Origin of the sequence: Nesterenkonia sandarakina, assembly GCF_003003175.1 — a bacterium.
GTDB classification, from domain to species: Bacteria; Actinomycetota; Actinomycetes; order Actinomycetales; family Micrococcaceae; genus Nesterenkonia; species Nesterenkonia sandarakina_A.
Window position 1 is genome coordinate 92,076 of record NZ_PVTY01000007.1, and the last position, 26,732, is coordinate 118,807.

General features: G+C 69.5%; 22 protein-coding genes. 4 read left to right on the forward strand and 18 right to left on the reverse strand.

Annotated features, from left to right (window positions below; translation table 11 throughout):
• Positions 1-2 precede the first annotated feature (2 nt).
• The 5 genes from ybeY to hrcA are packed head-to-tail and all read right to left on the reverse strand — an operon-like array spanning position 3 to position 4,659.
• Positions 3-494 carry an rRNA maturation RNase YbeY gene (ybeY, locus tag BCL67_RS07225; protein WP_106122779.1) on the reverse strand — a complete coding sequence of 164 codons (492 nt, stop codon included), beginning with the start codon at positions 492-494 and terminating at the stop codon, positions 3-5.
• Entirely contained in the window at positions 491-1,558 is a 1,068-nt protein-coding gene (locus tag BCL67_RS07230) for a PhoH family protein (protein ID WP_219886440.1), read from the reverse strand. Before BCL67_RS07230 ends, ybeY begins: the two co-directional genes overlap by 4 nt.
• An 11-nt stretch (positions 1,559-1,569) precedes the next feature.
• Positions 1,570-2,469 (reverse strand): 16S rRNA (uracil(1498)-N(3))-methyltransferase, encoded by a 900-nt coding sequence (locus tag BCL67_RS07235; RefSeq protein ID WP_106122780.1) that lies wholly within the window; start codon positions 2,467-2,469, stop codon positions 1,570-1,572.
• A 30-nt stretch (positions 2,470-2,499) separates the two neighbouring features.
• Complete coding sequence (gene dnaJ / locus BCL67_RS07240; RefSeq protein WP_106122781.1) at positions 2,500-3,621, reverse strand: molecular chaperone DnaJ; 1,122 nt, start codon at positions 3,619-3,621, stop codon at positions 2,500-2,502.
• Between the two features lie 12 nt (positions 3,622-3,633).
• On the reverse strand, positions 3,634-4,659 hold the full coding sequence (hrcA, locus tag BCL67_RS07245) for a heat-inducible transcriptional repressor HrcA (protein ID WP_106122782.1): 1,026 nt from the start codon (positions 4,657-4,659) through the stop codon (positions 3,634-3,636).
• 67 nt (positions 4,660-4,726) lie between these two features.
• Here hrcA and BCL67_RS07250 point away from each other — a divergent pair, with 67 nt between their 5' ends.
• Complete coding sequence (locus tag BCL67_RS07250) at positions 4,727-5,617, forward strand: DUF3097 domain-containing protein (RefSeq protein WP_106122846.1); 891 nt, start codon at positions 4,727-4,729, stop codon at positions 5,615-5,617.
• Between the two features lie 201 nt (positions 5,618-5,818).
• Complete coding sequence (locus BCL67_RS07255) at positions 5,819-6,250, forward strand: DUF4870 domain-containing protein (protein WP_106122783.1); 432 nt, start codon at positions 5,819-5,821, stop codon at positions 6,248-6,250.
• A gap of 92 nt (positions 6,251-6,342) precedes the next feature.
• Here BCL67_RS07255 and hemW read toward each other — a convergent pair whose 3' ends face one another.
• The 7 genes from hemW to BCL67_RS07290 form a co-directional block, all read right to left on the reverse strand.
• Complete coding sequence (hemW, locus tag BCL67_RS07260) at positions 6,343-7,629, reverse strand: radical SAM family heme chaperone HemW (RefSeq protein ID WP_106122784.1); 1,287 nt, start codon at positions 7,627-7,629, stop codon at positions 6,343-6,345.
• Between the two features lie 3 nt (positions 7,630-7,632).
• Entirely contained in the window at positions 7,633-9,495 is a 1,863-nt protein-coding gene (gene lepA / locus BCL67_RS07265) for a translation elongation factor 4 (protein WP_106122785.1), read from the reverse strand.
• A gap of 226 nt (positions 9,496-9,721) precedes the next feature.
• Positions 9,722-9,982, reverse strand: a complete 261-nt coding sequence (gene rpsT, locus BCL67_RS07270) for a 30S ribosomal protein S20 (RefSeq protein WP_036475968.1) — start codon at positions 9,980-9,982, stop codon at positions 9,722-9,724.
• A 262-nt stretch (positions 9,983-10,244) separates the two neighbouring features.
• Positions 10,245-11,291, reverse strand: a complete 1,047-nt coding sequence (gene holA, locus BCL67_RS07275) for a DNA polymerase III subunit delta (RefSeq protein ID WP_308737980.1) — start codon at positions 11,289-11,291, stop codon at positions 10,245-10,247.
• 156 nt (positions 11,292-11,447) lie between these two features.
• Entirely contained in the window at positions 11,448-12,494 is a 1,047-nt protein-coding gene (locus BCL67_RS07280) for a MaoC/PaaZ C-terminal domain-containing protein (protein WP_106122787.1), read from the reverse strand.
• Between the two features lie 3 nt (positions 12,495-12,497).
• Positions 12,498-13,859: a 3-oxoacyl-ACP reductase gene (locus BCL67_RS07285; protein WP_106122788.1), complete on the reverse strand. Its 1,362-nt coding sequence runs from the start codon at positions 13,857-13,859 to the stop codon at positions 12,498-12,500.
• Between the two features lie 7 nt (positions 13,860-13,866).
• Entirely contained in the window at positions 13,867-15,159 is a 1,293-nt protein-coding gene (locus BCL67_RS07290) for an acetyl-CoA C-acetyltransferase (RefSeq protein ID WP_106122789.1), read from the reverse strand.
• 196 nt (positions 15,160-15,355) lie between these two features.
• Here BCL67_RS07290 and BCL67_RS07295 point away from each other — a divergent pair, with 196 nt between their 5' ends.
• Both BCL67_RS07295 and pepN read left to right on the forward strand, forming a co-directional pair.
• Entirely contained in the window at positions 15,356-17,428 is a 2,073-nt protein-coding gene (locus BCL67_RS07295; RefSeq protein ID WP_106122790.1) for an acyl-CoA dehydrogenase family protein, read from the forward strand.
• A 115-nt stretch (positions 17,429-17,543) separates the two neighbouring features.
• Positions 17,544-20,261, forward strand: a complete 2,718-nt coding sequence (gene pepN, locus BCL67_RS07300) for an aminopeptidase N (RefSeq protein ID WP_106122791.1) — start codon at positions 17,544-17,546, stop codon at positions 20,259-20,261.
• A gap of 78 nt (positions 20,262-20,339) precedes the next feature.
• Here the strand turns inward: pepN and tatC are convergent, their stop codons facing one another.
• From tatC to pafA, 6 genes are all read right to left on the reverse strand, one after another.
• Positions 20,340-21,143, reverse strand: coding sequence for a twin-arginine translocase subunit TatC (tatC, locus tag BCL67_RS07305; RefSeq protein WP_258174850.1), 804 nt, complete (start codon positions 21,141-21,143; stop codon positions 20,340-20,342).
• A 5-nt stretch (positions 21,144-21,148) separates the two neighbouring features.
• Positions 21,149-21,463 carry a Sec-independent protein translocase subunit TatA gene (tatA, locus tag BCL67_RS07310; protein WP_106122792.1) on the reverse strand — a complete coding sequence of 105 codons (315 nt, stop codon included), beginning with the start codon at positions 21,461-21,463 and terminating at the stop codon, positions 21,149-21,151.
• Positions 21,464-21,500: 37 nt separating this feature from the next.
• A complete protein-coding gene (locus BCL67_RS07315) occupies positions 21,501-23,564 on the reverse strand; it encodes a helix-turn-helix transcriptional regulator (RefSeq protein ID WP_106122793.1) in 2,064 nt (687 codons plus the stop codon).
• A 41-nt stretch (positions 23,565-23,605) separates the two neighbouring features.
• Complete coding sequence (locus BCL67_RS07320) at positions 23,606-24,010, reverse strand: FKBP-type peptidyl-prolyl cis-trans isomerase (protein ID WP_106122794.1); 405 nt, start codon at positions 24,008-24,010, stop codon at positions 23,606-23,608.
• Positions 24,010-25,158: an FKBP-type peptidyl-prolyl cis-trans isomerase gene (locus BCL67_RS07325; protein ID WP_106122795.1), complete on the reverse strand. Its 1,149-nt coding sequence runs from the start codon at positions 25,156-25,158 to the stop codon at positions 24,010-24,012. Before BCL67_RS07325 ends, BCL67_RS07320 begins: the two co-directional genes overlap by 1 nt.
• A gap of 79 nt (positions 25,159-25,237) precedes the next feature.
• Complete coding sequence (gene pafA / locus BCL67_RS07330; RefSeq protein WP_106122796.1) at positions 25,238-26,731, reverse strand: Pup--protein ligase; 1,494 nt, start codon at positions 26,729-26,731, stop codon at positions 25,238-25,240.
• Position 26,732 lies beyond the last annotated feature (1 nt).

Here is a 26,732-nt window from a genome sequence, read left to right on the forward strand (position 1 = left end):
GGTCAGACCGTCGGCGTCGGGGCAGCGTGACCGAGGAACTCCTCGAGGAGCACTCGCTGCAGAGTGAACATCTCTTCGCGGTCGGCCGGCTCGGCATGGTCGTGTCCGAGCAGGTGGAGCACCCCGTGGGTGGCCAGCAGCGCGAGCTCCGCACCGAGCGGGTGACCGTGGGCCTTCGCCTGCGCCGCGGCGACGCCGGGGCAGATCACGATGTCACCGAGGACACCCTCGGTGACCGGGTCATCGGCGGTGCCGGCGATCAGCTCGTCCATCGGGAAGCTCATCACGTCGGTGGCGCCGGGCAGGTTCATCCAGTCCAGGTGCAGACCTTCGATGGTCTCTTCGTCCACCAGGGTGATCGAGAGCGTCACCGCGGGTCCCAGGTGCAGCTTGGCGTAGAGGAACCCGGCGAGGTCCAGCAGCTCGGCGAGGTGCTCTCCGGAGATGAGGTCCGAGCCGGAGCTGTCCTCAACCGTGACCTGGACCTCGGTCATCGTCGTCCTCCGCGCCGGACGGCCGGCGCCTTGGCCCGGTCCTGGTGTCGCTCATAGGCGTCCACGATGCGTCCCACCAGCGCGTGGCGGACCACGTCCTCGGAGCCGAAGCGGGAGATCTCGATGCCTTCGACGCCGTCGAGGATCTCGATCACGGTGCGCAGCCCGGAATCGGTGCCGCGCGGCAGGTCCACCTGGGTGATGTCACCGGTGACCACGATCTTGGAGTTGAATCCGAGCCGGGTCAGGAACATCTTCATCTGCTCGGCGGTGGTGTTCTGCGCCTCGTCGAGGATGATGAACGAGTCGTTCATCGTGCGCCCGCGCATATAGGCCAGCGGGGCGACCTCGATGATGCCGGACTCCATCAGCCGCGGGATCGAATCCGGGTCGATCATGTCGTGCAGCGCGTCGTAGAGCGGGCGCAGGTAGGGGTCGATCTTGTCATTGAGGCTGCCCGGGAGGAATCCGAGCTTCTCTCCGGCCTCCACGGCGGGGCGGGTCAGGATGATCCGGTTGACCTCGCGGGCCTGCAGCGCCTGGACCGCCTTGGCCATGGCCAGGTAGGTCTTGCCGGTGCCGGCGGGACCGATGCCGAAGACCACGGTGGACTCGTCGATGGTGTCCACGTAGGTCTGCTGGTTCTTGGTCTTGGGCCGGATGGTGCGTCCGCGGTGGGACAGGATGTTGGTGGTCACGATCCGGGCGGAGTCCTGCGCGGCGTCGGCGCGGACCATGGTGGTGACCTGTTCGATGATCTCCTCGGTGACCGTGGTCCCGGAGGCCGCCAGCGTCTTGAGCTGGTTCAGGATCTCGACGATCCCGGTGACCTCGCCGGCGGGTCCGCCCACGGTGACCAGCTGGTCGCGCAGTCCGATGGAGGAGGCCGGGTAGAGGCCCTGCAGGATCCGCAGCGCGAGGTCTCCGGCGCCGAGGCTGCGGAACATGGTGTCGGCATCGGCGAAGTAGACCTGACGCTCGATGTTTCCCAGTGCGGCGGCGGTGGCGCCGCGGGCCGCACCGGAGATGGGGGGTGTGCTCGGGTTCTGCGAAGTCTCAGTCATTGATCCTCAGTCTATGCGGTCTGCTCGGGCTGACCAGTCTCGGGGGCCCAGTCCCAGCGGCCCAGCAGCAGCTGCGCGGCCGCGAGGGCTGCGGGTCCGGCCGTGGAGGAGCGCAGCACGTTGCGGCCGAGCCGGGCGATCTTGGCGCCGGCTGAGGTGAGCTGTTCGATCTCCCGGTCGCTGATCCCGCCCTCGGGACCGACGACCAGATGCAGCTCCTGCAGCTGGGGCGCCTGGTTGCGGGCTTCGGGGTCCAGGCCGGTGGAGTCTTGGCCGGTCGGGTCTTGGCCTGAGGGGTCCAGGCCGGTGGGGTGCAGGCGGTCGGCATCCTGGAGTTCGGCGATCGCCTCGGCGAGCGAGGTCTCGTCGGTCTCGTGCAGGACGACGACGCCGACGCTCATGCCGTCCGCCTCGATCGTCTTGAGGTACTGGGCGGTGGAGCGCAGCGGACGCACCTCCGGGATGGTGGTGCGTCGGGTCTGTTTCGCGGCGGTGGTCACCATCGAGACCCACTCGGCGTGCTTCTTGGCCTCGCGTCCGGCCTTCCATCGGGCCACGGAGCGCTCGGCCTGCCAGGGTATGACGGCGTCCACGCCGAGCTCGGTGGCGGATTCCACCCCTTGCAGGTCGCGGCGGTCCTTGGCCAGCGCCTGGACCAGCACCAGGCGGGGCAGCGGCACCGGCTCGTCGGTCACCGCAAGGATCTCGACCTCGAGCTGACCGCTTCCGGCGGAGCGGACCCGTCCTTCGGCGCGCCGGCCCACGGTGTCTGAGAGCAGCACCGGCTCGCCCGGCTGCAGGCGCATCACCGTGGCGGCATGGTGGCCCTCGGGGCCGCTGAGCGTGACCACCTCGGCCACGTGGGCCTTCTCGAGCGCCCCGGGGCCGAGGTGGAACAGCGGTGCCGTCATCTCAGACCGCGCATCTGGTGGTCGGCATCTCTAGAGCGCGTCCCAGCGTTCGCGCAGCTTCGCGAAGACCCCGCGGTGCTCGGTGGTGGACTCCCCGAGCTCCTCGCCGCGCTCGATCGCGAGTTCGCGCAGCAGCTGGGCCTCGCGCTCGGAGACCTTGGTGGGGGTCTCGACCTTGAGGTGGACCTTCAGCGCGCCGCGACCGCCGCCGCGCAGGTGGGTCACGCCGCGCTCCTTGAGCGTGAGCACCTCACCGGACTGGGTGCCCGGCTTCACGCTGAGCTCCTCGGCGCCGTCGAAGGTGTCCAGGCCGACCGTGGTGCCCAGGGCTGCCGCGGTCATCGGGATGGAGACGGTGGCGTGCAGGTCGTTGCCGCGGCGGGTGAAGACCTCGTGCTGCTTGACCTCGACCTCTATGAACAGGTCTCCGGAGGGTCCGCCGGCCAGTCCGGCCTCGCCCTCTCCGGCCAGGTGGATCCGGTTCCCGCGATCCACGCCTGCCGGGACCTTGACCTTCAGGGACTTGCGCTCGCGCACCCGGCCCTGACCGTCGCACTCCTGGCAGGGGTCTTCGATGATGTTGCCGAAGCCGGCGCACCGGGCGCAGGTCTGGGTCTGGATGACGGTGCCGAGGATCGAGCGCATGGGGCGCTGGACCTGGCCCTGGCCGTGGCAGTCCGGGCAGGTGGTCGGCGAGGTGCCCTTGCGGGTGCAGGAGCCGTCGCAGACGGTGCAGGTCACCGCGGTCTCCAGTTCCACCTCCTTGGTGGTGCCGAACACGGCGTCGCGCAGGTCGATGCGGACCCGGATCAGCGAGTCCTGGCCGCGGCGGGTGCGCGAGGCGGGGCCTCCGCCTCCCCCGCCGAAGAACGTCTCGAAGATGTCACCGAAGCCGCCGAACCCGGCGCCTCCTGCTCCGCCGGGGAATCCGGAGCGGCCGTTCTCGTCGCCGGTGGCGTCGTAGTTCTGCCGCTTCTGCGGGTCGGAGAGCACCTCGTAGGCGCGGCCGAGCACCTTGAACTGCTCGGCGGCGTCGTCGGAGGGGTTCACGTCGGGGTGAAGCTTCCGGGCCTGCTTGCGGTAGGCCTTCTTGATCTCTTCGGTGGACGCCGAGCGGCTGACGCCGAGCGCCTCGTAGTAGTCAGTCGTCATCTTCAAAGACGTTCACCCTTCGGAAAGAATTCGGGACAGGTAGCGCGCCATTGCGCGCACCGCGGACATGGTGGAGCCGTAATCCATGCGGGTCGGACCGACCACGCCGAGCTTGGCACCTTCGGCACCCGTATGGGTGCCGTACTCTGCTGCGACGACAGCGGTCTCGATCAGCGAATCATGGCTGGTCTCGTGTCCGATGCGGATGGAGAGACCACGTCGGTCCTGCTCCATCTCTGTCAACAGTCGAAGCAGCACGACTTGTTCCTCAAGCGCTTCAAGAATGGGCCCGATGGAGGGACCGAGGTCGCGGCCCGACCTGGCGAGGTTAGCAGTCCCGGCCATGATGATGCGATCCACGCGGCCTGACTCGAGGATCGTCTCCACCGACTGGGCGATGATCGCCATCGACGGCCGAAGCACCGGCTCCACCCGGCTGATCAGGGTATCGGTGGGCAGCGGAAGGGCTGAGATCGAGCGCTGGTGCAGCTCCGTGGAGAGGACCTGGGCGATCCGGTGCAGCGAGTCGTCGCCGACCGCCTCGACCAGGGTGACCATCCGCTGCTCGACCTTCCCGGAGGACAGGATCACGATGGTCAGCACCTTGTGCGAGGACATCGAGACGACGTCGATGTGCCGGATCTTCGCCGTGGAGCGCTGCGGATGCTGGATCACCGCGACCTGACTGGTGAGCATCGCGAGCAGCCGCACGGTGTGCTCGAGCATCGCGTCGTGGTCATCGGCGGTCTCGAGCAGGGTGTCCATGGCGCGGCGCTCAGCGGCGGAGAGCGGGCGGACCTCGGTGATCTTGTCCACGAACCGTCGGTAGCCGAGGTCGGTGGGGATCCGCCCGGCGGAGGTGTGCGGGGCGGCGATCAGGCCCTCCTCCTCGAGGTGGGCCATGTCATTGCGGATCGTGGCTGGGGAGACCTCCAGGTCGTGACGTTCCACCAGCGCCCGGGACCCGACCGGCTCCCGGGTGTGGACGTAGTCCTCCACGATGGCACGCAGGACCTGCAGTCGACGGGTGTCTGACATGAAAGTTGGCGCCTCCTGACCATCTGGCACTCTTCGAGTACAAGTGCTAATTCTACAATGGGTGATCATGAGCGCTCCGCACTTCCCCGACTGGCGTCCCTCCTCCACCCCGAGCTGGGGTGCACAGGACCTCTCCCGGCTCCGCCAGAGCCAGATCCGCAAGGTCTCCGCCATGCCCGCCGACTACGGCGCCGTGATCGAGGAGGTGGAGTCCGGCTGGGTCGGCGCCATCATCTCGGTGGAGGCCTCCGGCGGCATCCATGTGGTGAGTCTCGAAGATCGCCGCGGCAGGGTCCGCTCCTTCCCGCTGGGACACGGGTTCCTCTACGAGGGCGAACCCGTGGAGCTGACACCGCCCACTCCCCGCGCGGCCGCGCCGAAGCCCACCCGCACCGCCTCGGGGTCGGTCGCAGTCTCCGATGCGCCGGCGCGGGTCGCCCGGGCGTCACGGATCTGGGTCGAGGGCACCCACGACGCGGAGCTGGTGGAGAAGGTCTGGGGCGAGGATCTGCGGATCGAAGGCATCGTCGTGGAACCGCTGCACGGGGCCGACGACCTGCTCGGCGCGATCCGCGCGTTCGGGCCCGGACCGCAGCGCCGGGTCGGGGTGCTGCTGGACCACCTGGTCCCGGGCTCGAAGGAGTCTCGGATCGCTCGTGAGGTCATGCAGCAGCAGGGCGCGAAGGGCAACATCGCGGTCCTGGGCCACCCCTATGTGGACGTCTGGCAGGCCGTGAAGCCGCATCTGCTCGGGCTGAAGCGGTGGCCGGACATTCCGCGCAGCCAGGACATCAAGGTGGGCACGCTGCAGGCGCTGGGCTGGCCGCACGCGAACCAGCGTGACATCGCGCACGGCTGGAAGCGGATCCTCGCCCAGGTCAACAGCTATGCGGACCTCGAGCCCTCGCTGCTCGGCCGGGTGGAGGAGCTCATCGACTTCGTCACCGTGGAGCCCTGAGCGCACCCACCGACCTCCGCGATCCAGCACGTCATCCAGGGCATGATCCAGAGAATCAGCCAGAGCCTGCTGAGGCGCATGCCACAGAACCCGTGGTCCGACACGCCCACGGAGACCGGCTGGTGTCCAGGGTCAGTCGCTAGACTTTTGAGCGGGAATGGCTAGGTGCTGCACACGCGGCACCCCAATCACGGAGGTGCAGTGGCGCATAATCAGAAACCCCAGGGTCACCGGTCGAGCGAGGACGCTCGAGCGGACGCAGCTGCACGCCTGAAGGGTTCCTCCGCCGCCGCCGCGCCGCTGACTCCCGCGGAGGATCGACGCTGGGCCACGCTGTCCCACTTCGGCGCGCTCATCGGCTGCGTCCCGGCCCTCGCGGTGTATCTGGTCTACCGCGACCGCGGCCCGTTCACCGCCCAGGAGTCCAAGGAGGCGCTGAACTTCACGCTTCCGCTGACCGTGGTGATGCTCGCCTGCTACATCCTCGCCCTGGTTCCGGGCGTGGGCTGGGCCTTCGGCATCGTCGCCGTGCTGCTGTGGATCTACATGACCCTCTCCGGACTCGTCGCCGGCATCCAGTGCAACAAGGGCCGCCCCTACCGCTACCCGCTGAACCTGCGCCTGATCCACTGAGCTTCCGGCTCACGCAGCTTCAGATCCACTGAGTTCCAGATCCACCGAGCTTCAGATTCACTGAGCTCCGGGTCCCCTGAGTCGGTCCGGGCCTAGGGGGCCAGTCGGCGGGTCACGGCATCGGCCAGCAGCCGCCCGCGCAGGGTGAGCACGGCTCGCCCCTGCGGATGCGCCGTGCTGGGCCGCGCGGCGTCGTCGTCGATCAGTCCGTCGTGCACCAGGGACTGCAGGCTCTTGGCGCTGATCTTCTCGCCGTGGCTGCGGCGCAGCTCCGGGAGCGCGTTGAAGCCCGCCACGTCCAGGCCCTCGGCCAGGCGCAGCCGCAGCATCAGGTGCTCCAGGGTCTTGTCCTCGTCGGCCAGCTGTTCCCGGCCGTGCCCTGGGGTGGCGCCGGTGGAGAGCCGCTGGGCGTAGGCCGCGGGGTGCTTCACGTTCCACCAGCGCAGTCCGGCCATGTGGGAGTGCGCGCCGGGACCCGCGCCCCACCAGTCGGAGTCCACCCAGTAGTTCAGGTTGTGCTCCGAGCGGGTCGCGGCGCTGGTCGAGAAGTTCGAGACCTCGTACCAGTGCAGCCCGGCAGCACCGAGCACCTCGTCGGTGAGCAGGTATTTGTCGGCCTGATCGTCGGGGTCGATGTCGGGCAGCACACCGCGCTTGATCTTCGCCGCCATCGCGGTGCCCTCTTCGATGATCAGGGAGTATGCCGAGATGTGGTCCGGGGCCAGGGCCACCGCGTGATCCAGGCTGGTGCGCCAGTCCTCGAGGCTCTCCCCCGGAGTCCCGGAGATCAGGTCCAGGCTGACCTGGAGCCCGGCGGCGCGGGCGGCGTGGACCGCGCGCTCCACATTGGCCGGGTCATGGGTCCGGTCGAGGGTCTTGAGCACATGCGGCACGGCGGACTGCATGCCGAGGCTGAGCCGGGTGAATCCGGCCTCGGCCAGGACCTGTGCGGTCTCGGCGGTGATCGTGTCCGGGTTCGCCTCGGTGGTGATCTCGGCGCCGGGCCGGAATCCGAAGAGCTCCCGCGCCCGGGTCAGGATCCGGGCGAGCTCCCCCGCCGGCAGCAGCGTCGGGGTGCCGCCGCCGAAGAACACCGTGGAGAGCGGCCGTTCCGGGGCGCCCATGGTATCGAGCACCGACCGGGCGAAGACCAGCTCGGAGATCAGCGTGTCCGGGTAGGAGACCTGGGAGGCGCCGGGACCGAGATCCTCGGCGGTATAGGTGTTGAAGTCGCAGTAGCCGCAGCGCACGCTGCAGAACGGGATGTGGACGTAGAGGCCGAAGGGCGCCTTGGCGCGCGCCGGAAGCGCCTGCTGCACGGCGGCGGGAAAGCCGCCGTCGGCGGGCACCGGGTCGCCGAGGGGAAGGGTGGAGGGCAAGGCCTACTTCTTCCCAGCCTTCTCCTTGCCGGCGTCCTCGTCTGAGGACAGCGCGGCGATGAACGCCTCCTGCGGGACTTCCACGGTGCCGACCATCTTCATCCGCTTCTTGCCCTCCTTCTGCTTCTCCAGCAGCTTGCGCTTACGGCTGATGTCGCCGCCGTAGCACTTCGAGAGCACGTCCTTGCGGATCGCGCGGATGTTCTCGCGGGCGATGATCCGGGAGCCGATCGCGGCCTGGATCGGCACCTCGAACTGTTGACGCGGGATGAGCTCCTTGAGCCGGGAGGCCATCTTGACGCCGTAGGCATAGGCGGAGTCGCGGTGGGTGATCGCGGAGAACGCGTCGACCTGGTCACCCTGGAGCAGGATGTCGACCTTGACGAGATCCGCGGCCTGCTGGCCGGTGCCCTGCCAGTTCAGCGAGGCGTAGCCCTTGGTCCGGGACTTCAGCTGGTCGAAGAAGTCGAAGACGATCTCGGCCAGCGGCATCTTGTAGCGGATCTCGACGCGCTCGGCGGAGAGGTAGTCCATGCCTTCCATGGTGCCGCGCCGGGACTGGCAGAGCTCCATGACCGGGCCGATGAACTCCGCCGGAACGATGACGGTGGCGTCCACGATCGGCTCGCGGATCTCGGTGACCTTGCCCTCCGGGAACTCCGAGGGGTTGGTCACGCGGTGGACCTCGCCGTCCTCGGCAGTGACCTCGTAGACCACGTTGGGGGCGGTGGAGATCAGGTCGAGGTTGTACTCGGTCTCCAGCCGTTCGCGGGTGATCTCCAGGTGGAGCAGACCCAGGAAGCCCACGCGGAAGCCGAAGCCCAGCGCGGTGGAGGTCTCGGGCTCGAAGTTCAGTGCGGCGTCGTTGAGCTGGAGCTTCTCCAGGGCCTCGCGCAGCACCGGGAAGTCAGAGCCGTCGAGCGGGAAGAGTCCGGAGAAGACCATCGGGGAAGGATCGTCATAGCCGCCGATGATCTCCTCGGCGGGCCGGTTCTGCGAGGTGACGGTGTCGCCGACCTTGGAGAGCCGGACGTCCTTCACCCCGGTGATCAGGTAGCCGACCTCGCCGACGCCGAGCCCCTTGGTGCGCTCGGGCTCCGGTGAGGAGACGCCGATCTCAAGCAGCTCGTGGGTGGCCCCGGTGGACATCATCTTGATCTTCTCGCGGTGTCCGAGCTTGCCGTCGACCACGCGGACGAAGGTGACCACGCCGCGATAGGTGTCATAGACGGAGTCGAAGATCATCGCGCGGGCCGGGGCGTCGGCGTCGCCCTCGGGGGCGGGGATCTCCGCGACGATCTTGTCCAGCAGCTCCGCCACGCCGTCGCCGGTCTTGCCGGAGACGCGCAGCACGTCCTCGGGCTCGCAGCCGATCAGGTAGGCGATCTCCTCGGCATACTTCTCCGGCTGGGCCGAGGGCAGGTCGATCTTGTTCAGCACCGGGATGATCTTGAGGTCGTGCTCCATGGCCAGGTACAGGTTGGCCAGGGTCTGCGCCTCGATGCCCTGGGCGGCGTCGACCAGGAGCAGGGCGCCTTCGCAGGCGGCCAGGGAGCGGGAGACCTCGTAGGAGAAGTCGACGTGGCCGGGGGTGTCGATCATGTGGAAGGCGTAGGTCTGCCCGTCGAGCTCCCAGGGCATGCGCACGGCCTGGGACTTGATGGTGATGCCGCGGTCGCGCTCGATGGCCATCCGGTCCAGATACTGGGCCTTCATGTCGCGGGCCTGGACCACCCCGGTCAGCTGCAGCATCCGGTCGGCCAGCGTGGACTTGCCGTGGTCGATGTGCGCGATGATGCAGAAGTTCCGGATGACACTGGGGTCAGTGGCGGCGGGCACCTGCGAGCTGCTGGCCTTCGGTGACACGATGGTGGGGATCCTTTGCTTCGTCGAGACGCCGGGCATTGTGCTGCACCTGGCTCTTCATTCTTTCATGGCTGCGGGTTCATGACTGTTGTGGCATGGTCGCGGTGCCGTGGCTGCGGGTCCATGACTGCGCCGCAGTCTCTGGTCCTACGCGAACGGGGCCCCGCGCAGCGCGCAGGGCCCCGTTGCTCGCTCAGGTCTGAGCGGACGTTCTAGAGAGTCAAGCTCACAGAGCGTTGACGGTGGCGGCCAGACCGGACTTGCGGTTGGCGGCGTTGTTCTTGTGCAGAACACCCTTGGAGACGGCCTTGTCCAGCTTGCGAGCTGCCTCGCGGTTGGCTGCGATCGCCGCATCCTTATCACCGGCGGCGACTGCGTTGCGCACCTTCTTGATGGCGGTCCGCAGCTGGGACTTGACGCCCTGGTTGCGCTGGCGCGCCTTCTCGTTGGTGAGAATGCGCTTCTTCTGAGACTTGATGTTTGCCACGAGTTGTCTTTCTGTCTGAGGTCACTGGTCGTGAGGATACGTCCCTGTCGGCCGGCAGCAGACAAACTTCAGTGGCGTGGGGTTGCCATAGCGATTGCGCAGCCCATTGAGGTAGAGGGCCCAGGACTGCGCGAGACTTGCTGCCGCAGGGTTTTGGGGCTCTTTCGAACCCCAGACACTGCCTATAGACGATAGCAGAGAAGCCGCTCTCCAGCCACCGAGCAGCCCCGTGTCCGGGCCCGAAGGCGAGGCGGCAGTCCGCTCAGCGGCCCACTGAGGAGGCGATGGCCGTGATGGCTCGTTCCACGGCGTATTCCGGGGTCCGTGAGGCGCCCTTGGCCTCGGCGTCGGCCCGGGCGATCGCCTCGATGGCCTCGGCCGCGCGCAGCGGATGCCAGCGCCGGGCGGTCTCGGCCACCTGCTGCAGCTGCCAGGGCGGCGCTCCCAGGGTGGCGGCCAGCGCGGCGGGGCTCCCCCGGTGATCCACCAGGGCGGCGATGTGCCGTCCCTTGCGGGCCAGTGCGGCGGTCACCGCGATCGGTGAGACCCCGGTGGCCATGGCGTGGCGGTAGAGCCGGGTGGCGGCCTCACGTCGGCCCTCGAAGGCGGCGTCGGCGACCTTGAACGCCGTGGCCTCGACCCGGCCGCCGTGATACCGGTCCACGTGCTCCTCGGTGATGTCCCCGGCGACGTCGGCCATCAGCTGCTGGCAGGCCCCGCCCAGGTCCGAGAGCGTGGATCCCGCGGCCGCCACCAGCGCGCGGGCGCCGTCGGCGTGGATCTCGCGCCCCGCGGCGCGGAACTCTCGGCGCACGAAGTCGAGCTTCTCGTTGTCGTTGCGCGCCCCGGCACAGTCGACGACGACGGCGCGCTTGGCCAGCACGTCCAGCAGCTTCTTGCCGCGGTTGCCGCTGCTGTGCCGCAGCACCAGGGTCACGTCCTCGGGCTTCTCCTCCAGATACGCCAGGGCGTCGGTGAGGAAGGTGTCGTTCATCGCGGCCAGGTCCTCGGCCAGCACCAGGCGCGCCTCGCCGAAGAGCGAGGGCGAGGTGACGGTGAACAGCTCCCCCGGTGCCGCGGCGGAGACGTCGAGCCGGGTGAACTCCAGGTCCGGGTGCTCGGCGCGCAGCGCCTGCTTGATCCGGTCCAGCGCGCGGCTGGCGAGGTAGTCCTCGTTGCCCTTGAGCAGGATCAGCGGCGCCGGCTCCACGCTGCGGAAGTCCAGGCCGTCGGCCTTCTTCGCGCCGCGGCCGGCGCTGCCGCCGCGCTGTGTGCCGGTCCGCGAGGATCCGGTCCGCTGAGAAGCCATGGGGCTCATCCTAACGGTCCGGACCCCACGCGGGACCGGCGGTGGAGCGGCCGGCGGTGAAGTGTCGGCTCAGCAGCCGGACCACGACCGCGCATCTGCGACCTCGCATACAGGTCAGCACGGTCGCGTCAGTGCAGTCGCGTCAGGGCAGTCGCGTCAGGGCAGCTGCAGCTCGGCGCTGAAATGCCGCCGGGCCTTGCGCGGGTTCCATCCGGTGAACCGCACCGTCTTGGGTCCCTGCGGCTCTGCGGCGAAGGCCACGGTGCCGGGCAGGGTCACCGGAGCCTCGAAGCGGATCGACCAGCGGTGGCCGGCACCTTCGGGCTCACGGCCCTCGAGCATCCGCCCCGCGGAGTACATCCCGTGCACGATCGCTGCCGGCATCCCCAGCGCCTTGGCGGCCAGCTGCGAGACGTGGATCGGGTTGTAGTCGCCCGAGACCGCGGCATAGGCCCGGCCCGCATCCGAGCCGAGCCGCCAGGACGCGGTCTTGACCGGAGGCACGAAGGACTTGGGATCCTCCGACCGGGTCACGGCGGTGGATCCGGTCTCTTCAGCCCCTGATGCCGTGGAGACCTCCGTGGAGACCTCCGTGCCGAGCTGGGCACCCTTGCTGAGGTAGGTCGAGACCGAGCGCCAGAGCACCGAGGTCTCGGCCGAGCCACCGGCTCCGACCGCAGCGGCGGCCTTCGGATCTGCCCCCTGCTCGAGGACGGTGACCGTGATGTCCACCTGAGTGCCTCGGCGATGCGGACGCAGGTTCCCGGCGCTGACCAGGATCTGGACCGGCTGACCCACCCGCACCGGGCGCAGATGCTCGACCTCGTTGGCCACGTGCACCAGCCCGATCAGCGGCAGCGGGAACTCGTCGTCGCTCATCAGGGCCATCTGCACCGGGAACCCGATGATGTGGACCAGCACCGAGGGCAGCGCGGCCCGGTGGACGCCGTCGAAGGATTCACCGCCGAAGAGCCGACGGTAGCTCTCGGCCTCCTCCAGGCTGACCCCTGGGTGCTGGGCCAGCACGGTCCTGTCGGGCAGGGTGCGTGGACCGGAGCCGGGACGCAGCTTCGAGCGCGCGGCGCCGAGTGCGGCGCAGCCGTAGAGGCTGCTCAGCGAGGGCATCTCGATCTCGGTGATCGTGGATCCGGTGTGACGAGATCCGGTGTCCTTAGATCCAGTGCTTCTAGATTCGGGGCTCATGGATCAGGCCCCCACGAGGTTCTGTCCGCAGACCCGCAGGGTCAGCCCCGAGGTGCCGCCGGCCTGGGGCGAGGCCAGGAAGGCGATGGTCTCGGCCACGTCCACCGGCAGTCCGCCCTGGTTCAGCGAGTTCAGCCGACGCGCGACCTCGCGGGTGGCGAAGGGGATCTTCGCGGTCATCTCAGTCTCGATGAACCCCGGTGCCACGGCGTTGATCGTGCCGTGCCGGGCGGCCAGCTGGGCGGCGGTCGCCGAGACCATGCCCATCACGCCGGCCTTGGAGGCGGCGTAGTTGGTCTGCCCGCGGTTGCCGGCGATCCCGGAGGTCGAGGCCAGCGAGATGATCCGTGGGCCCATCGGGCCGCGGGAGTCGGCGTTGAACAGGTCCGAGGCCAGGAAGGCCCGGTTCATCCGCAGCTGTGACTCGATGTTCACCGCGATCACCGAGTTCCAGCGCGACTCGTCCATGTTGGCCAGCAGCTTGTCCCGGGTGATCCCGGCGTTGTGCACCACGATGTCGAGCCGTCCGTGGTGCTGCGCGGCGTGGGCGAGGATCCGCTCCCCGGCGTCGTCGGCGGTGATGTCCAGCTGCAGCGCGGTGCCGGAGACCTCGTTGGCGACCGCGGCGAGCTGCTCGCCCGCGGCGGGGATGTCGACCAGGATCAGCCGGGCGCCGTCGCGGTGCAGCACTCGCGCGATCGAGGCGCCGATCCCGCGGGCGGCGCCGGTGACCACGGCGACCTGGCCCTGGAGCGGACGGTCCCAGTTCTCAGGGAGCGCCCCGGTGACGCTGTCCACCGAGATGAACTGGCCCGAGACGAAGGCCGACCGTCCGGAGAGCAGGAAGCGCAGCGCTCCGGCCACGCCGGGCGCGGAGGGGTCCAGGTCGTCGGCGAGCACGATGCCGTTGGCGGTGCCGCCGGCGCGCATCTCGTGGGCCGCCGAGCGGGTCAGGCCCTGGACGCCGCTGCGGGCGGCGCGCACGGCGGGATCTGAGGTGCCCTGCGGGTCCCGGGAGACGGTGATGAGCCGGCCCGAGGGCTTGAGCTGCTTGAGCAGCATCCCGATCTCCAGGACGGTGCTGCTCAGAGCGGCGGGGCTGGAGGCGGAGTCGAAGCAGGCGACGACGCCGGCCACCTTCTCCTTGGGGCCGACGTGCCGGCGCACATCGAGGTTCCAGCTGAGCAGCCGATCCGCGAGCGCCGAGGCGGCCTCGGAGCTGCCCAGCACGACGACCGGACCGTCGATCAGCGGACGGCCGGGCCGGTGGCGGCGCAGCTTCGCCGGCTGCGGGAGGCCGAGGCTCTTGGTCAGCGACCGGCCGAGGCCGGTGTTGGCGAATTCGGTGTAGAGGTCTTTAGCCATGAAGCGGTCACCGTCCTTCGATGATCGCGGTGATGCCCTGGCCGCCGGCGGCGCAGACCGAGATGAAGCCGAGCTTGCCGGGCTTGCCGTGCAGCGCCTTCGCCAGCGAGGCGACGATCCGTCCGCCGGTGGCGGCGAAGGGGTGTCCGGCGGCGAGCGAGGAGCCGTTGACGTTGAGCCGGCTGCGGTCGATGGTGCCCAGCGCGGAGTCCAGCCCGAGCTTGTTCTTGCAGAACTCCTCGGACTCCCAGGCCTTGATCTGGGCCAGCACGGTGGAGGCGAAGGCCTCGTGGATCTCGATGTACTCGAAGTCCGAGAAGCTGAGGTTGTTGCGCTTGAGCATCCGCGCGGCGGCGTAGGCCGGGGCCATCAGCAGGCCCTCGGCGCCGTCGACGAAGTCCACTGCGCCTTCCTCGTAGTCGATGAAGTTCGCCAGCTTGGGCAGGTCATGCTGGTCCGCCCACTCCTCCGAGCCCAGCAGCACCGCGGAGGCGCCGTCGGTCAGTGCGGTGGAGTTCGCGGCGGTCATGGTGGCCTCGGCGCCGAGATCCTTGCCGAAGGCCGGGGAGAGCTTGCCCAGCTTCTCCAGGGTGGAGTCGGCGCGCATGTTGGTGTCGCGGCTGACGTTCTTGAACGGGGTGATCAGGTCGTCGAAGAAGCCGCGGTCGTAGGCGGCGGCGAGGTTCTTGTGGCTGGCCAGGGCGAGCTCGTCCTGCTCGGCCCGGGTGATGCCCCAGGCGTGGGCGGTGATCGCCATGTGCTCGCCCATGGACATGCCGGTGCGCGGCTCGTTGACGCCGGGGGCCTGCGGAGCCAGGTGGCCCGGGCGGATCTTGGCCAGCGCCTTGAGCCGCTGGCTCACCGTCTTGGCCCGGTTGGCCTCCATCAGGATCCCGCGGAGCTCATCGGTGACCACGATCGGGGCGTCGGAGATGGAGTCCACTCCCCCGGCGATGGCGGAGTCGATCTGGCCCAGCTTGATCTTGTTCGCCATCGAGCCGATGGCCTCCATGCCGGTGGCGCACGCCATCTGCACGTCGAAGGCCGGCGTCTTGGGGTCCAGCGGGGTGCCCAGCACGGACTCCCGGGTGAGGTTGAAGTTCTTCGAGTGCTTCATGACGGCGCCGGCGGCGACGGTGCCGATCTGCTCGCCCTGCAGGCCGAACCGGGCCACCAGGCCGTTCAGCGTGGAGGTGAGCATGTCCTGGTTGCCGGCGGTGGCGTAGGCGGTGTGTGCCCGGGCGAAGGGGATGCGGTTTCCGCCGATGATGACGGCGTCGCGGATGGTCTGTGCACTCATGGAACTGACTCCTGGGTCGAGGGGTGCAGGCACCCGACGGGTCGCCCGCTGGTCAGCGGGTCCGGCAGGTCTTGCATTTGTTACTGGTCAGTATCATAGACTATTTTGTGTGCAGGATCACTGATCACCCCGTACCGAGGAACCGGTGCAGATCACCCCGTGCGCCTGTCGCTCAACCACACTCTGAGGAGACCTCATGTCACACCACCCGGTCACCGACCCGATGGACACCCTTGACGCCGTCGACACTGCTGAAGCAGTCCGTGTGGACAAGAAGGTGATGGAGGATGTGCTGCTCGGTCACTGGGCCGACACCCGCCGTGAGGCGCGCGAGCTGCTCAAGGACCCGGCTTTCCACAAGATCGAAGGGCTGTCCAAGGAGGACCACCGCAAGCGGGTCTTCGAGCAGCTGGGCCTGCTGGTCGAGGGGGGAGCCGTGCATCGCGCCTTCCCGACGGAGTTCGGCGGCCAGGACGCCCATGGCGCGAACATCGCCGCGTTCGAGGAGCTGGTCACCGCCGACCCCTCGCTGCAGATCAAGGCCGGCGTCCAGTGGGGCCTCTTCGCCGCCGCGGTGCTGCACCTGGGATCCGCAGAGCACCACCGCCGGTTCCTCCCCGCCACCATGGACCTGCGAGCGCCGGGCGCGTTCGCGATGACCGAGTTCGGGCACGGCTCCGACGTCGCCTCGATCGGCACCACCGCGACCTACGACCCGGCCACCGAGGAGTTCATCCTCAACACCCCCTTCCCCGCGGCCACGAAGCGCTACCTCGGCAACGCGGCGAACGACGCCAAGGACGCCGTCGTCTTCGCCCAGCTGATCACCAACGGGGTCAACCACGGCGTGCACTGCCTCTACACCAACATCCGCGGCGACGACGGCAAGGCGCTGCCCGGCATCACCATCACCGACGAGGGCCAGAAGGGCGGCCTCAACGGGGTGGACAACGGCTGCTTCACCTTCGACAACATCCGGGTTCCGCGCGCCAACCTGCTCAACCGCTATGGCGACGTCGCCGCCGACGGCACCTACAGCTCCCCGATCGACTCCCCCGGTCGGCGCTTCTTCACGATGCTCGGCACCCTGGTGCAGGGCCGGGTCTCGCTCACCGGCGCCTCGGTGGCCGCCTCGAAGCTCGCCCTGATCGGCGCGATCACCTACGGCAACCAGCGCCGCCAGTTCAACGCCTCCTCCACCATCGAGGAAGAGGTGCTGCTGGACTACCAGCTGCACCAGCGGCGGCTGCTCCCCCGCCTGGCGACCACCTTCGCTGCGAGCTTCGCCCACGAGAACCTGCTGGTCAAGCTGGATGACGTGTTCTCCGGCAAGGACGACTCGGATGAGAACCGGCAGGAGCTGGAGACCCTCGCCGCGGCGATCAAGTCCGTCACCACCTGGCACGCCCTGGACACCCTGCAGGAGGCCCGCGAGGCCTGCGGCGGCGCCGGGTTCATCTCCGAGAACCGGCTGGTCTCGCTGCGCGCCGACCTCGACGTCTACGTCACCTTCGAAGGTGACAACAACGTGCTGCTCCAGCTCGTGGCCAAGCGGCTGCTCAGCGACTACGCCGCCGAGTTCAAGGGCGCGGACTTCGGAGTGCTCTCCCGCTACGTGGCCAACCAGGCCCAGTCCACCGTGATGAACCGCTTCGGTCTGCGCCGGGCCTACCAGTCGGTGCAGGACACCGGCGATGAGCGTCGCAGCGCCAACTGGTTCAAGCAGCCCGACGTGCAGCGCCACCTGCTCACCGAACGCTCCCGCCAGATGGTCATCGACGTGGCCGGTGAGCTGCGCTCGGCCTCGAAGCTGCCCGCGGCGAAGCAGGCGGAGATCTTCAACGAGCACCAGTACGAGATCATCAACGCCGCCAAGGCGCACGCCGACCTGCTGCTGTGGGAGTCCTTCACCGAGGCCCTGGAGAAGGTCAGCGATCCCGGGACCAAGCAGATCATGACCTGGCTGCGCGACGTCTACGCGCTGACCAAGATCGAGGACACCCTGGACTGGTACCTGCTCAACGGCCGGATCTCCGCCCAGCGGGCCCGCACCCTGAGCCCGTATGTGAACCGGCTGCTGGCGCGGCTGCGCCCCCACGCCCAGGACATCGTGGACTCCTTCGGCTACTCCCCCGAGCACGTGCGCATGGAGATCACCTCCGGCTCCGAGCAGCGGCGCCAGGACGAGTCCATGGAGTACTACCGCACGCTGCGGGCCTCCCCGGAGGCACCGGTGGACGAGAAGCTGCTGCACTCCCGGCGGAAGTGACCGTCGCCCGCCGGGGCGCTCTGACGGGGCCCCCGGTGCACCAGTGATGCACCGGTGATGCCTCGGTGATGTACGGGTGATGGGCGGCAGAGCAGGTGTCTGCTTGAATGGCAGGATGACTGCTCAGCTGCCCTTCCCCCGTGCCGACGTCGAGAACCTGACCCGGGAGGAGGCCGCCCAGCGCGGTGGACTCCTGGAGGTCACGCGCTACCGGGTCGAGGTGGATCTGCGCGGCGCCCCGGAGCGCAGCGCCGCGACCTACCCGGTGCAGACCCGCATCGAGTTCACCGCCTCCGAGGTCGGCGCGAGCACCTTCCTGGACCACCTCGGCGCCTCGGTGGAATCCCTGGTGCTCAACGGGGCGGAGCTGGACCTCGCCGCCCACGTCGGGCCCGCGAGGATCCTGCTGCCCGAGCTGCAGGCGGAGAACACCGTGGAGATCCGCTCCACCTCGCGCTACTCCCGCTCCGGGGAGGGCCTGCACCGCTTCGTGGACCCCTCCGACGAGCAGGTCTACCTCTACACCCAGTACGAGCCCGCCGATTCGCGCCGGGTGTTCCCGGTCTTCGAGCAGCCTGACCTGAAGGCGCGGTTCAGCTTCTCGATCATCGGCCCGCAGCACTGGCAGCTGCGCTCCAACAGCCCCGCGGTCTCCCGGATGCCGCTGGAGCACGAGCAGACCACCGCGGGCGACGACGCCGCCGGCCCGCTGGTCCGGGTGGAGTTCGCCGAGACCCCGCGGATGTCCTCCTACATCACCGCGCTGCTGGCCGGGCCCTACCATCACGTCGAGGGCCACTACCGCGGCTCGGTCCCCGACGGGGCGACCGTGGAGATCCCGCTGAGCGTGCTGTGCCGGTCCTCCCTGGCGGAGCACTTCGACGCCGACGAGCTGCTGGACCTCACCCATCGCGGACTGGACTTCTTCCACGCCGAGTTCGCCTACCCCTACCCCTGGGGCAAGTACGACCAGGTCTTCGTCCCGGAGTACAACCTCGGCGCGATGGAGAACCCGGGACTGGTGACCTTCACCGAGAAGTACGTCTTCGACACCGCCGCCACGGACGCCCAGTACGAGACCCGGGCGAACACCCTGATGCACGAGATGGCGCATATGTGGTTCGGCGACCTGGTGACCATGCACTGGTGGGATGACCTGTGGCTGAAGGAGTCCTTCGCCGACTACATGGGATCCCTGGCCGTGGACGAGGCCACCGACTGGACCACCTCCTGGATCTCCTTCGCCAACGGACGCAAGGCCTGGGCCTACGTGCAGGACCAGCTGCCCACCACCCACCCGATCGTCGCGGACATCGAGGACCTGGAGGCCGCGGACCAGAACTTCGACGGGATCACCTACGCCAAGGGCGCCTCGGTGCTCAAGCAGCTCGCCGCCTACGCCGGGCGCCAGGCGTTCCGCGAGGCCGCACGGCGCTACTTCGCCCGCCACGCCTTCGGCAACGCCTCGCTGGGCGACTTCCTCGCCGTGCTCGAAGAGGTCACCGGGGCGAACATGGACGACTGGGCCCGGGCCTGGCTGCAGACCGCCGGGGTCCCGGTGCTCTCCGCCGAGCTCGACGCCGCGGGCATGGGCACCGGCCCGGGACGGGTGCTGGTCCGCGAGCAGGGCATCGATCCGGCCACCGGCGAGCCCGTGTCCCGGCCGCACAAGATCCGGGTCGGGGTGCACGTGCTCGACCCCGCGAGCGAGACGCTGGTGCTGCACGCCGCCCAGAAGGTCTTCCTGGACCCGGCTGCCCCCGAGTGCCTCACCGTGGTCCCGAAGCTCAGCGTCCCCGCAGATGTTCCGCGGCTGCTGCTGCCCAATGAGGATGACCTGACCTACGCCAAGCTCAGCCTCGACGCGGAGTCAGTGGCCGCGGTGCTGACCTACCCGGTGGCCGATCCGCTGGCGCGCGCGACCGTGTGGGCCGCGCTGTGGTCGATGGTGCGCGACGGCGAGCTGCCCGCCCGCCGCTTCCTGGCCGCCGTGCAGCAGCTGGGCCTGGGCATCGAGGAGATCGTCGTCGTCCAGGGGCTGCTGCGCCAGTCGCTCACCGCGCTGGAGCGCTACACCCCGGCCGATGAGCGCGCCGCCCTGCAGCGGGATCTCGCCGCGCGGCTCGCCGCGGAGCTGACCCGCACCTCCGGCGGAGATCACCAGCGCGCGACCGCCCGCACCCTGGCCACGCTCTCCCGCCGGGAGAGCTCCCAGCTGGAGCTGCTCGAATCGCTGCTCGACGGCGGCGCGGAGGACCACGGGATCTCCGGGCTGCAGATCGACGAGGAGCTGCGCTGGGCCTTCCTGCAGGCCCTGGCGGCGCACTCTCGGGTCAGCCTGGACCAGCTGGACGCGGAGCTGGCCGCCAAGACCACCGCCCGGGCCAGGATCGCGCACCGGCTGGCCGCCGCGGCGCGGCCGGACCGCCGGGTCAAGGTGGCCGCCTTCGGCCAGGCGCTGGCCGGGACCGACGACGACGGCCAAGAGCTCTCCAACGACCACCTCACCGCGACCGTAGAGGGCTTCACCGTGGCAGGTGACCCGGAGACCGCGGCGGTGATCGAACGGCAGACCGAGGCGTACTTCGATGCGCTCACCGCGGTGTGGGAGCGGATGAGCCAGGGCCAGGCCACTCGGGTGGTCTCCGGGCTCTACCCCGGCACCCAGGACCTCGACCCCGGGGAGGAGCCCGCCGAGCATCCGGTGGCGCTGCGCACCGGGCGCTGGCTGCAGGAGAACGCCGACGCCCCGGCGGCGCTGCGCCGGCTGCTCATCGAGGAGCAGGATCAGCTGCTGCGCGGACTCCGCGCCCAGGCGGCCGCCCAGGGCTGAGCGGGGCGCGGCGGTCCAGGACTGTGCCTCGCCGGGTGAGCGCGCTGACCCGGCGAGGCTCGTCCTGGCTGAGTACACCTAGTCCAGCAGCAGCTCGTCGATCTCCGCGTCGGTGGCGGCTTCGCGCTTGGCGCGGCGTCGGTCATTGAGCATGCACAGCAGGATGGCGATCCCGAACAGGACCGTGAGCGGCAGCGCGAGGAAGAACATGCTCACCGCGTCGCCGCCGGGGGCTGCCAGCGCGGAGATCACGGCGATCAGCATGATCACACCGCGCCAGGACTTGAGCACCTGCTTGCCGCTGACCAGGCCCATCATGTTGATCCCGACCAGCACCACCGGGATGACCATGGCGATCCCGAAGGCCAGGAACAGGGTGAGCACGAAGGAGAAGTACACGTCCGGGTTGATGACGTTGGAGGTGCCTTCGGGGTTCAGCGCCAGGAAGAAGCCCACCGCCTGGGGCAGGACGCTGTAGGCCGCGGCGATGCCGCCGAGGAACAGCGGGACCGAGGCGGCGATGAAGCCGACCGCATAGCGCTTCTCGGTCTTCTTCAGCCCGGGCATGATGAACGCCCAGATCTGGTAGAGCCAGATGGGTGAGGAGATCACGATGCCGACGAACAGCGAGAGCCGGATCATCAGGTCCAGCGGGCCGCCCACGGTGTTGAACGCGATCTCGGCGAGCCTGCCCTCGGACTCGAAGCCCAGGATCGGCTCGGCGAGCACCTGGACCAGCCAGTCATAGAGGAAGAAGCCGGCGGCCGCGCCGAGCAGGATGCCCAGGGCCGCCTTGATCAGCCGATTGCGCAGTTCCCGGAGGTGATCCTTCAGCGCCATCGTGCGCTCGGGATCGCGCCGCCGCTTCTTCGATGTGGCCATGCGGCTTAGCGGTGGTCTCCCGGCTGCTCCCGCTCGGTGCGGCGGGTCCGCTCGGTGGCGGGGTCATTGGGGTTGAGCACGCGACCCTCGACGGGGGCACGCTCATCCCGGCGGGGGTCCTCGCTGGGCTCGGCGGAGACGTCCGGGGAGTCCGGGTCCGAGGAGTTCCGCTTGGACTCCTCGCTCATGGTGCGCACCTCAGACCGGAAGATGCGCATCGACTGGCCGAGTGACTTGGCCAGCTTGGGAAGTTTCGGGGCTCCGAAGAGCAGGATGATGAGCAGCGCGATGATCGCGATCTGCCAGCCGCTGATGTTCATGGCGTAGGTCCTTTCCTCGAAGCCAATCGTACGCCAATCACCCTGACCGGGCGGACAGCTCTTCGCGTGCCCGCGCGGTGACCTGTTCGCGGATCTCTGCGGGTGCCAGGACGGTGAGATCCCCGCCGAGCTGGAGGGTGAGCCGGATCAGCGCCTCACGGCTCTGGAACCAGGTGCTGATGAATCGGGCGCCGTCGGGCTGGATCCGCTGGCGCTGGGGCGCATAGCGATCGGCCAGCGCGGAGGCGGCCGGAGAGAAGCGCAGGACGACGTCGAAGGCTCCGCTGTCCCGGGGCGGGCGCGGCGGCTCCGCGGGCGCCAGCGCGAGCTGACGGGCGGTCTCGCTGATCGGCTCCTCGGGCAGCGGACGCTGCTCCCGGATCCGGGAGCTGAGGAAGTTCCGCGGCCCCTGGGCCAACCGGCACCAGGCCTGCAGGTAGGTGCGGGGCCCGTCGAGGTAGACGTGGGTCGGTTCGACCACCCGCTCGGTGATGGTCCCGGAGGCGTCCTCATAGCGCAGCTGCAGGCAGTAGCCGCCGGTGACGGCGTCGCGCAGCGCGGCGGTGGCGTCGTCGTGCGCCTGCGCGCCGGCGGCGACCTTGGTCGCGGCCTCCTGCAGCCCCTCGGGCAGCACGGTGGCGATCTTCTCGCGCAGCGACTCGGCGGCGGCGACCCAGTTCTCCGCGCCGGGCTCGGCGTCGGCCGCGCTGATCATGGTGTTCAGCGCGATCAGCAGCGAGAGCGCGCCGGGTTTGGTCAGCGTCAGCGGCCGGGCGAGGACGTCGCCGGTGCGCGCCGACGGCATCGCCAGGGTGATCGGCGCATCGGTCGCCAGGTAGTCCTGGGTGAAGCTGTCCAGGTTCAGCGGCGGCGCGGGGTGGATGTCGATGAACTCGCCGTACTGCCCGGGGCCGAAGCTGCCCGACTGCTGGATCGAGAGCAGGTCCTTGAGCAGCTGCTTCGGTGTGATCTGGTGGCGGGCCAGCAGCTCCGACGGGCGCACGCCGTCGGCGCTGAGCAGGTAGGCGGCCATGGCCAGCACCCGCTCGACCTTGCGGTGCGCGGGATCGGCCCGGCGCGGGGTCCCGGCGGGGGCGAGCCGGGGCGGCTTCGGAGCGGGACCCTCATGGGCTGCGAGAACGCCGTGCAGCAGCCGCCTGGGGTCCTCGTCACCGGTGAGTCCGTCCAGCGGAGATCCGGCATCCGCCGCGCTGCTGAGGGCCGCGTCGATGGCGGCGCGGTCGGCGTCGGTCAGCGCAGGTGCTGGGCGCAGCGCGGTGATCGGTCCGTGCACCCGGTCGAGCCGGAAGGTCCTGCGCGCGCCGCGGTCGAGGTCGTGCCCGATCAGGTACCAGTGGCCGCGGGCGGCGAAGTCCAGCAGCACCACGCGGCGGGAGGCTGGCTGCTGCGCTCCCCTGCCGGTGTAGTCGAAGCGGATCATCTGGCGCGGCGGCAGCGCGGCGAGCTCGGTGAGCCGTTCGAACTCCTCGTCGCTGCCCAGGTTGAAGCTCAGCGCGCCGGAAGGACGCGCAGGAGCGACGGACGGATCCGCGTCCGGCGAATCAGCGCCGGGCGCCGCGGCCTGGGGCGCCGCAGCCTGGTGCGCCGCGGCATCCGGTGCGAGCAAGGACGACGGCGCGGACGAGGACGGCGCGGGCTCGGCCGGTCCGGCCAGCGCCCAGCTCGCCTGGTCCAGCCAGGAGCGGGTGCGGCTGCCGGCCCAGAGCTGCGTGGCGCGGGAGAGCACCAGCGTCTCGGTCTCGCTCAGCGACAGCGGGGGCAGCCCGTAGTCCGCCGGGTCGATCCGGTAGCGGTAGTCCTCGCGGTCCGCGGCAGGCTCCTCGATCGCGATCCCGGAGCTGCGCAGGTGGTCCTTGTCGCGGCTGAACAGCCGCTCCCAGGCATCCTCGGACTGCTCCTCGGACTGGCTGCGGTAGTGCTCGACCCGTTCGCGGATCTCCGCCTTGGTGAGCCCACCCGCTCCGGCGTCGAGGATGCTCGCAGCCAGGGAGAAGGCACGCGCCACGCCGTAGTCGGCGAAGACGTCCTGTTCCTCCTCCGCGGGCTGCTGCGCCGCGTCGTCGTCGATCGTCTCAGTCACCGTGCTGCTCAGCTGCCGCGCTTCTCGGTCACCTTCGCGCTTCAGGAGGCCTTGCGGACGCTGACCAGGTCCACTACGAAGATCAGGGTCTCGTTGGGGCCGATGGCGGCGCCGGCGCCCTGCTCGCCGTAGCCCAGGTGCGGCGGGATCTCGAAGCGGCGGCGTGCGCCCTCCTTCATCCCGATCAGGCCCTGGTCCCAGCCCTGGATGACCTGGCCGATGCCGGCGGTGAAGTCGAGGGTCTCGCCGCGGTTCCAGGAGGCGTCGAACTCCTCGCCGGTGGACCAGGAGACGCCCACGTAGTGGCAGGAGATCGAGTCTCCGGGCTCGACGGTGTGGCCGCCGCCGGCGATGAGCTCTTCGATGACCAGTTCTTCGGGCGGGGTGTCGCCGGGGAAGTCGATCTCTGGGCGGGTGCGGTCATAGCTGCGCTGGCCGAATGACATCAGTCGGTCTCCTCTTCGTTCGCGTCTTCGTTGCTTGCATCATCGTTGCCGGCATCTTCGCCGCCGGCGTCCTCGCCCTCGGCGCCTTCTTCAGCACCTTCGGCGCCGCCCTGCTCGGCTTCCATCTGCTCGATCATCTCTTCGATGTCTTCCTCGGAGAGCTCGGGCTGGCCCTCGGGGGCGGGGGCGGGGGCTGCGGCCTGGGGCGCTTCGGCGGAGGCGATCAGGTCCACCACGAAGATCAGGGTCTCGCCTGCGAGTTCGTGCTGGGTGCCCTCTTCGGCGTCCTCGTCCGCCTCGCCGTAGCCTGATTCCGGCGGGATGACCATCAGCACGCGGGAGCCGATCTGCTCACCCTCGAGGCCCTCCGCCCAGCCGGGGACCAGGTTGCTCAGCGGGAAGCCCGCCGGTCCGGCGTCGGCCTCCTCGTCGTCTGCAGGCCAGTTGGAGTCGAAGAGCTCGCCGTCGGACCACTTCCAGCCGGAGTAGCGCACCACGACCTGGTCGTCGGCGGCCACCTCCTCGCCGTCGCCCTGGATCAGCACCTCGGTGCTGACGTCCTCGGGTGCGTCGCCGTCGTTGCCGCCGAGCAGCTCCGGGAGCACGCCTTCTTCGTTCTCGATCTCGGGCAGCTCGCCGTCCTGCTCCTGGACCTCGCCCTCGGCGAAGGCCGGGGACTGGCCCTCCACCCGCAGCACCAGCAGCGTGGCCGCCGCGCCGGTCTCGGCGTTGGCGGGTTCGAACAATGCGATCTCGGACCCGACGGTGAGGTCGGTGTCGGTGAGCGACTCGTAGATGAACTCGCTCTGCTCCTGCATCTGCGGGAGGAAGATCATCGAGGGGTTGTCCTGGCTGAAGCTCTCCTCCTGGATCTCTCCGGTGCTGGGGTCCGCCACAGCGTGGGATACCTCGAGGATCTGCTCCTCGTCGAGGTCCTCGCCGTCGCCGCGATCGAGCACCCGGGAGGCCTCCTCCTCGAGCTCCAGCGGGCTGCGCAGGATGACCTCTGGGGCACCGTCGTCGGTGAAATGCAGGTCCACACCGGAGAGCGCGTCGGTGTCGCCCAGCCCGTCGTCGGAGCAGGACGTGAGCAGCAGGACTGCCGGGATGGACAGTGCCACGCAGGTGCGGCGGAACGGAGAATGCACAGGGGTTTCCTTCAGCTTGAACGGCGACCTGACAAGGTCTGGGCCTGCCCAGCACTGTACAGGCCGGATACCTGGTTCGTCAGATCAGCGGAGGCTCAGCAAGCTCCTGGGGATGCCCCAGCTTGTAGCGCTCGCTGAGCGCCAGCGGGAGCTCCTGCGCCCGGCGCTCCTCGAGGCTCTGCTCGCGCAGCGTGGCGACCCGCTCGCCGAGCCGGCCCAGCAGCGTGTCCACGCGGGGGTCCTCGGCGCTGAGCGGATCCTTGAGCATCAGCGCGTCCAGCGGACGGTCCACCAGCTTGTGGTGCACCCAGTCCACGGTGTGCTCGGAGCCCATGGCGCGGGCGGTGGAGAGGAAGCGTCCGCGCAGCGCGGCCCGGGTGGTGGCCGGCGGGTCCACGATGGCGCGCTGGATCCGCTCGGGCTCCAGCTGGGTGCTGGCCCGGCCGCGGGCCGCGAGCAGGTTGAACACCCCGCGGGTGGGGTGGACGTCGTGATAGGCCATGTCGAGCTGTTCCAGCTTCGGGTGTCCCATGGGCAGGCCGCCGCGTTCGGCGACATCAATGAGCAGCCGCTTCTTGATCGCCCAGTCGATGTCGCGTTCGATCGGTGCGTGCTCGCCGCTGGCCACGGCCTGCAGGGTGCGTTCCCAGAGCTCGAAGATCTGCTCCACCCGGTCGTGGTGGGCGCCGTTCTCCCGGACGAAGCGTCGGGCGCGGTCGAGCAGCCGGGCCTGGATGTCCACGGCGGTCTGTTCGCCTCCATGACGAATCTTGACGCTGGCCTGCCCGGTGATGTCGTGGCTGATGTGCCGGATCGCGCCGATCGGGTTTTCCAGCTCGAAGTCCCCCACCGGGATCCCGGATTCGACCATCCGCAGCACCAGGTCGGTGGCGCCGTAGCGCAGCAGGCTGGTGGTCTCGGACATGTTGGAGTCGCCCACGATCACGTGCAGCCGCCGGTGCACGGCGGCGTCGGAGTGGGGCTCGTCGCGGGTGTTGATGATCGGCCGGGAGCGGGTGGTGGCCGAAGAGATGCCCTCCCACATGTGGTCCGCCCGCTGGGAGAACGCGTAGTGCGCCGGGGTCTCGTCGGTGGCCGGGACCAGCCGGCCGGCGCCGACCATGATCTGCCGGGTCACCAGGAAGGGCAGCAGGATGGTGGAGAGCCGCCGGAAGTGGGTGGTGCGCGGGATCAGGTAGTTCTCGTGGCTGCCGTAGGAGTTGCCCTGGGAGTCCACGTTGTTCTTCAGCAGGTACACGCTGCCGTCGAAGCCGTCCTCGGTCATCGCGGCCTCGGCGCGCTGGGCCAGGTCGTGCATGATCAGCTCGCCGGCCCGGTCGGAGGCGATCAGGTCCAGCAGGTCATCGCATTCGGCGGTGGCGTACTCCGGGTGGGAGCCGACGTCGAGGTAGAGCCGGGAGGCGTTCGGGATGAAGACGTTGGAGCTTCTCCCCCAGCGCAGCACCGGGCGGAAGAGGTAGCGCGCCACCTCCTCCGGGGGCAGGCCGCGGTGGGTGCCGCCGGTGTGGGTGATGCCGAACTCGGTCTCGACCCCGATGACGCGCCGATCCATG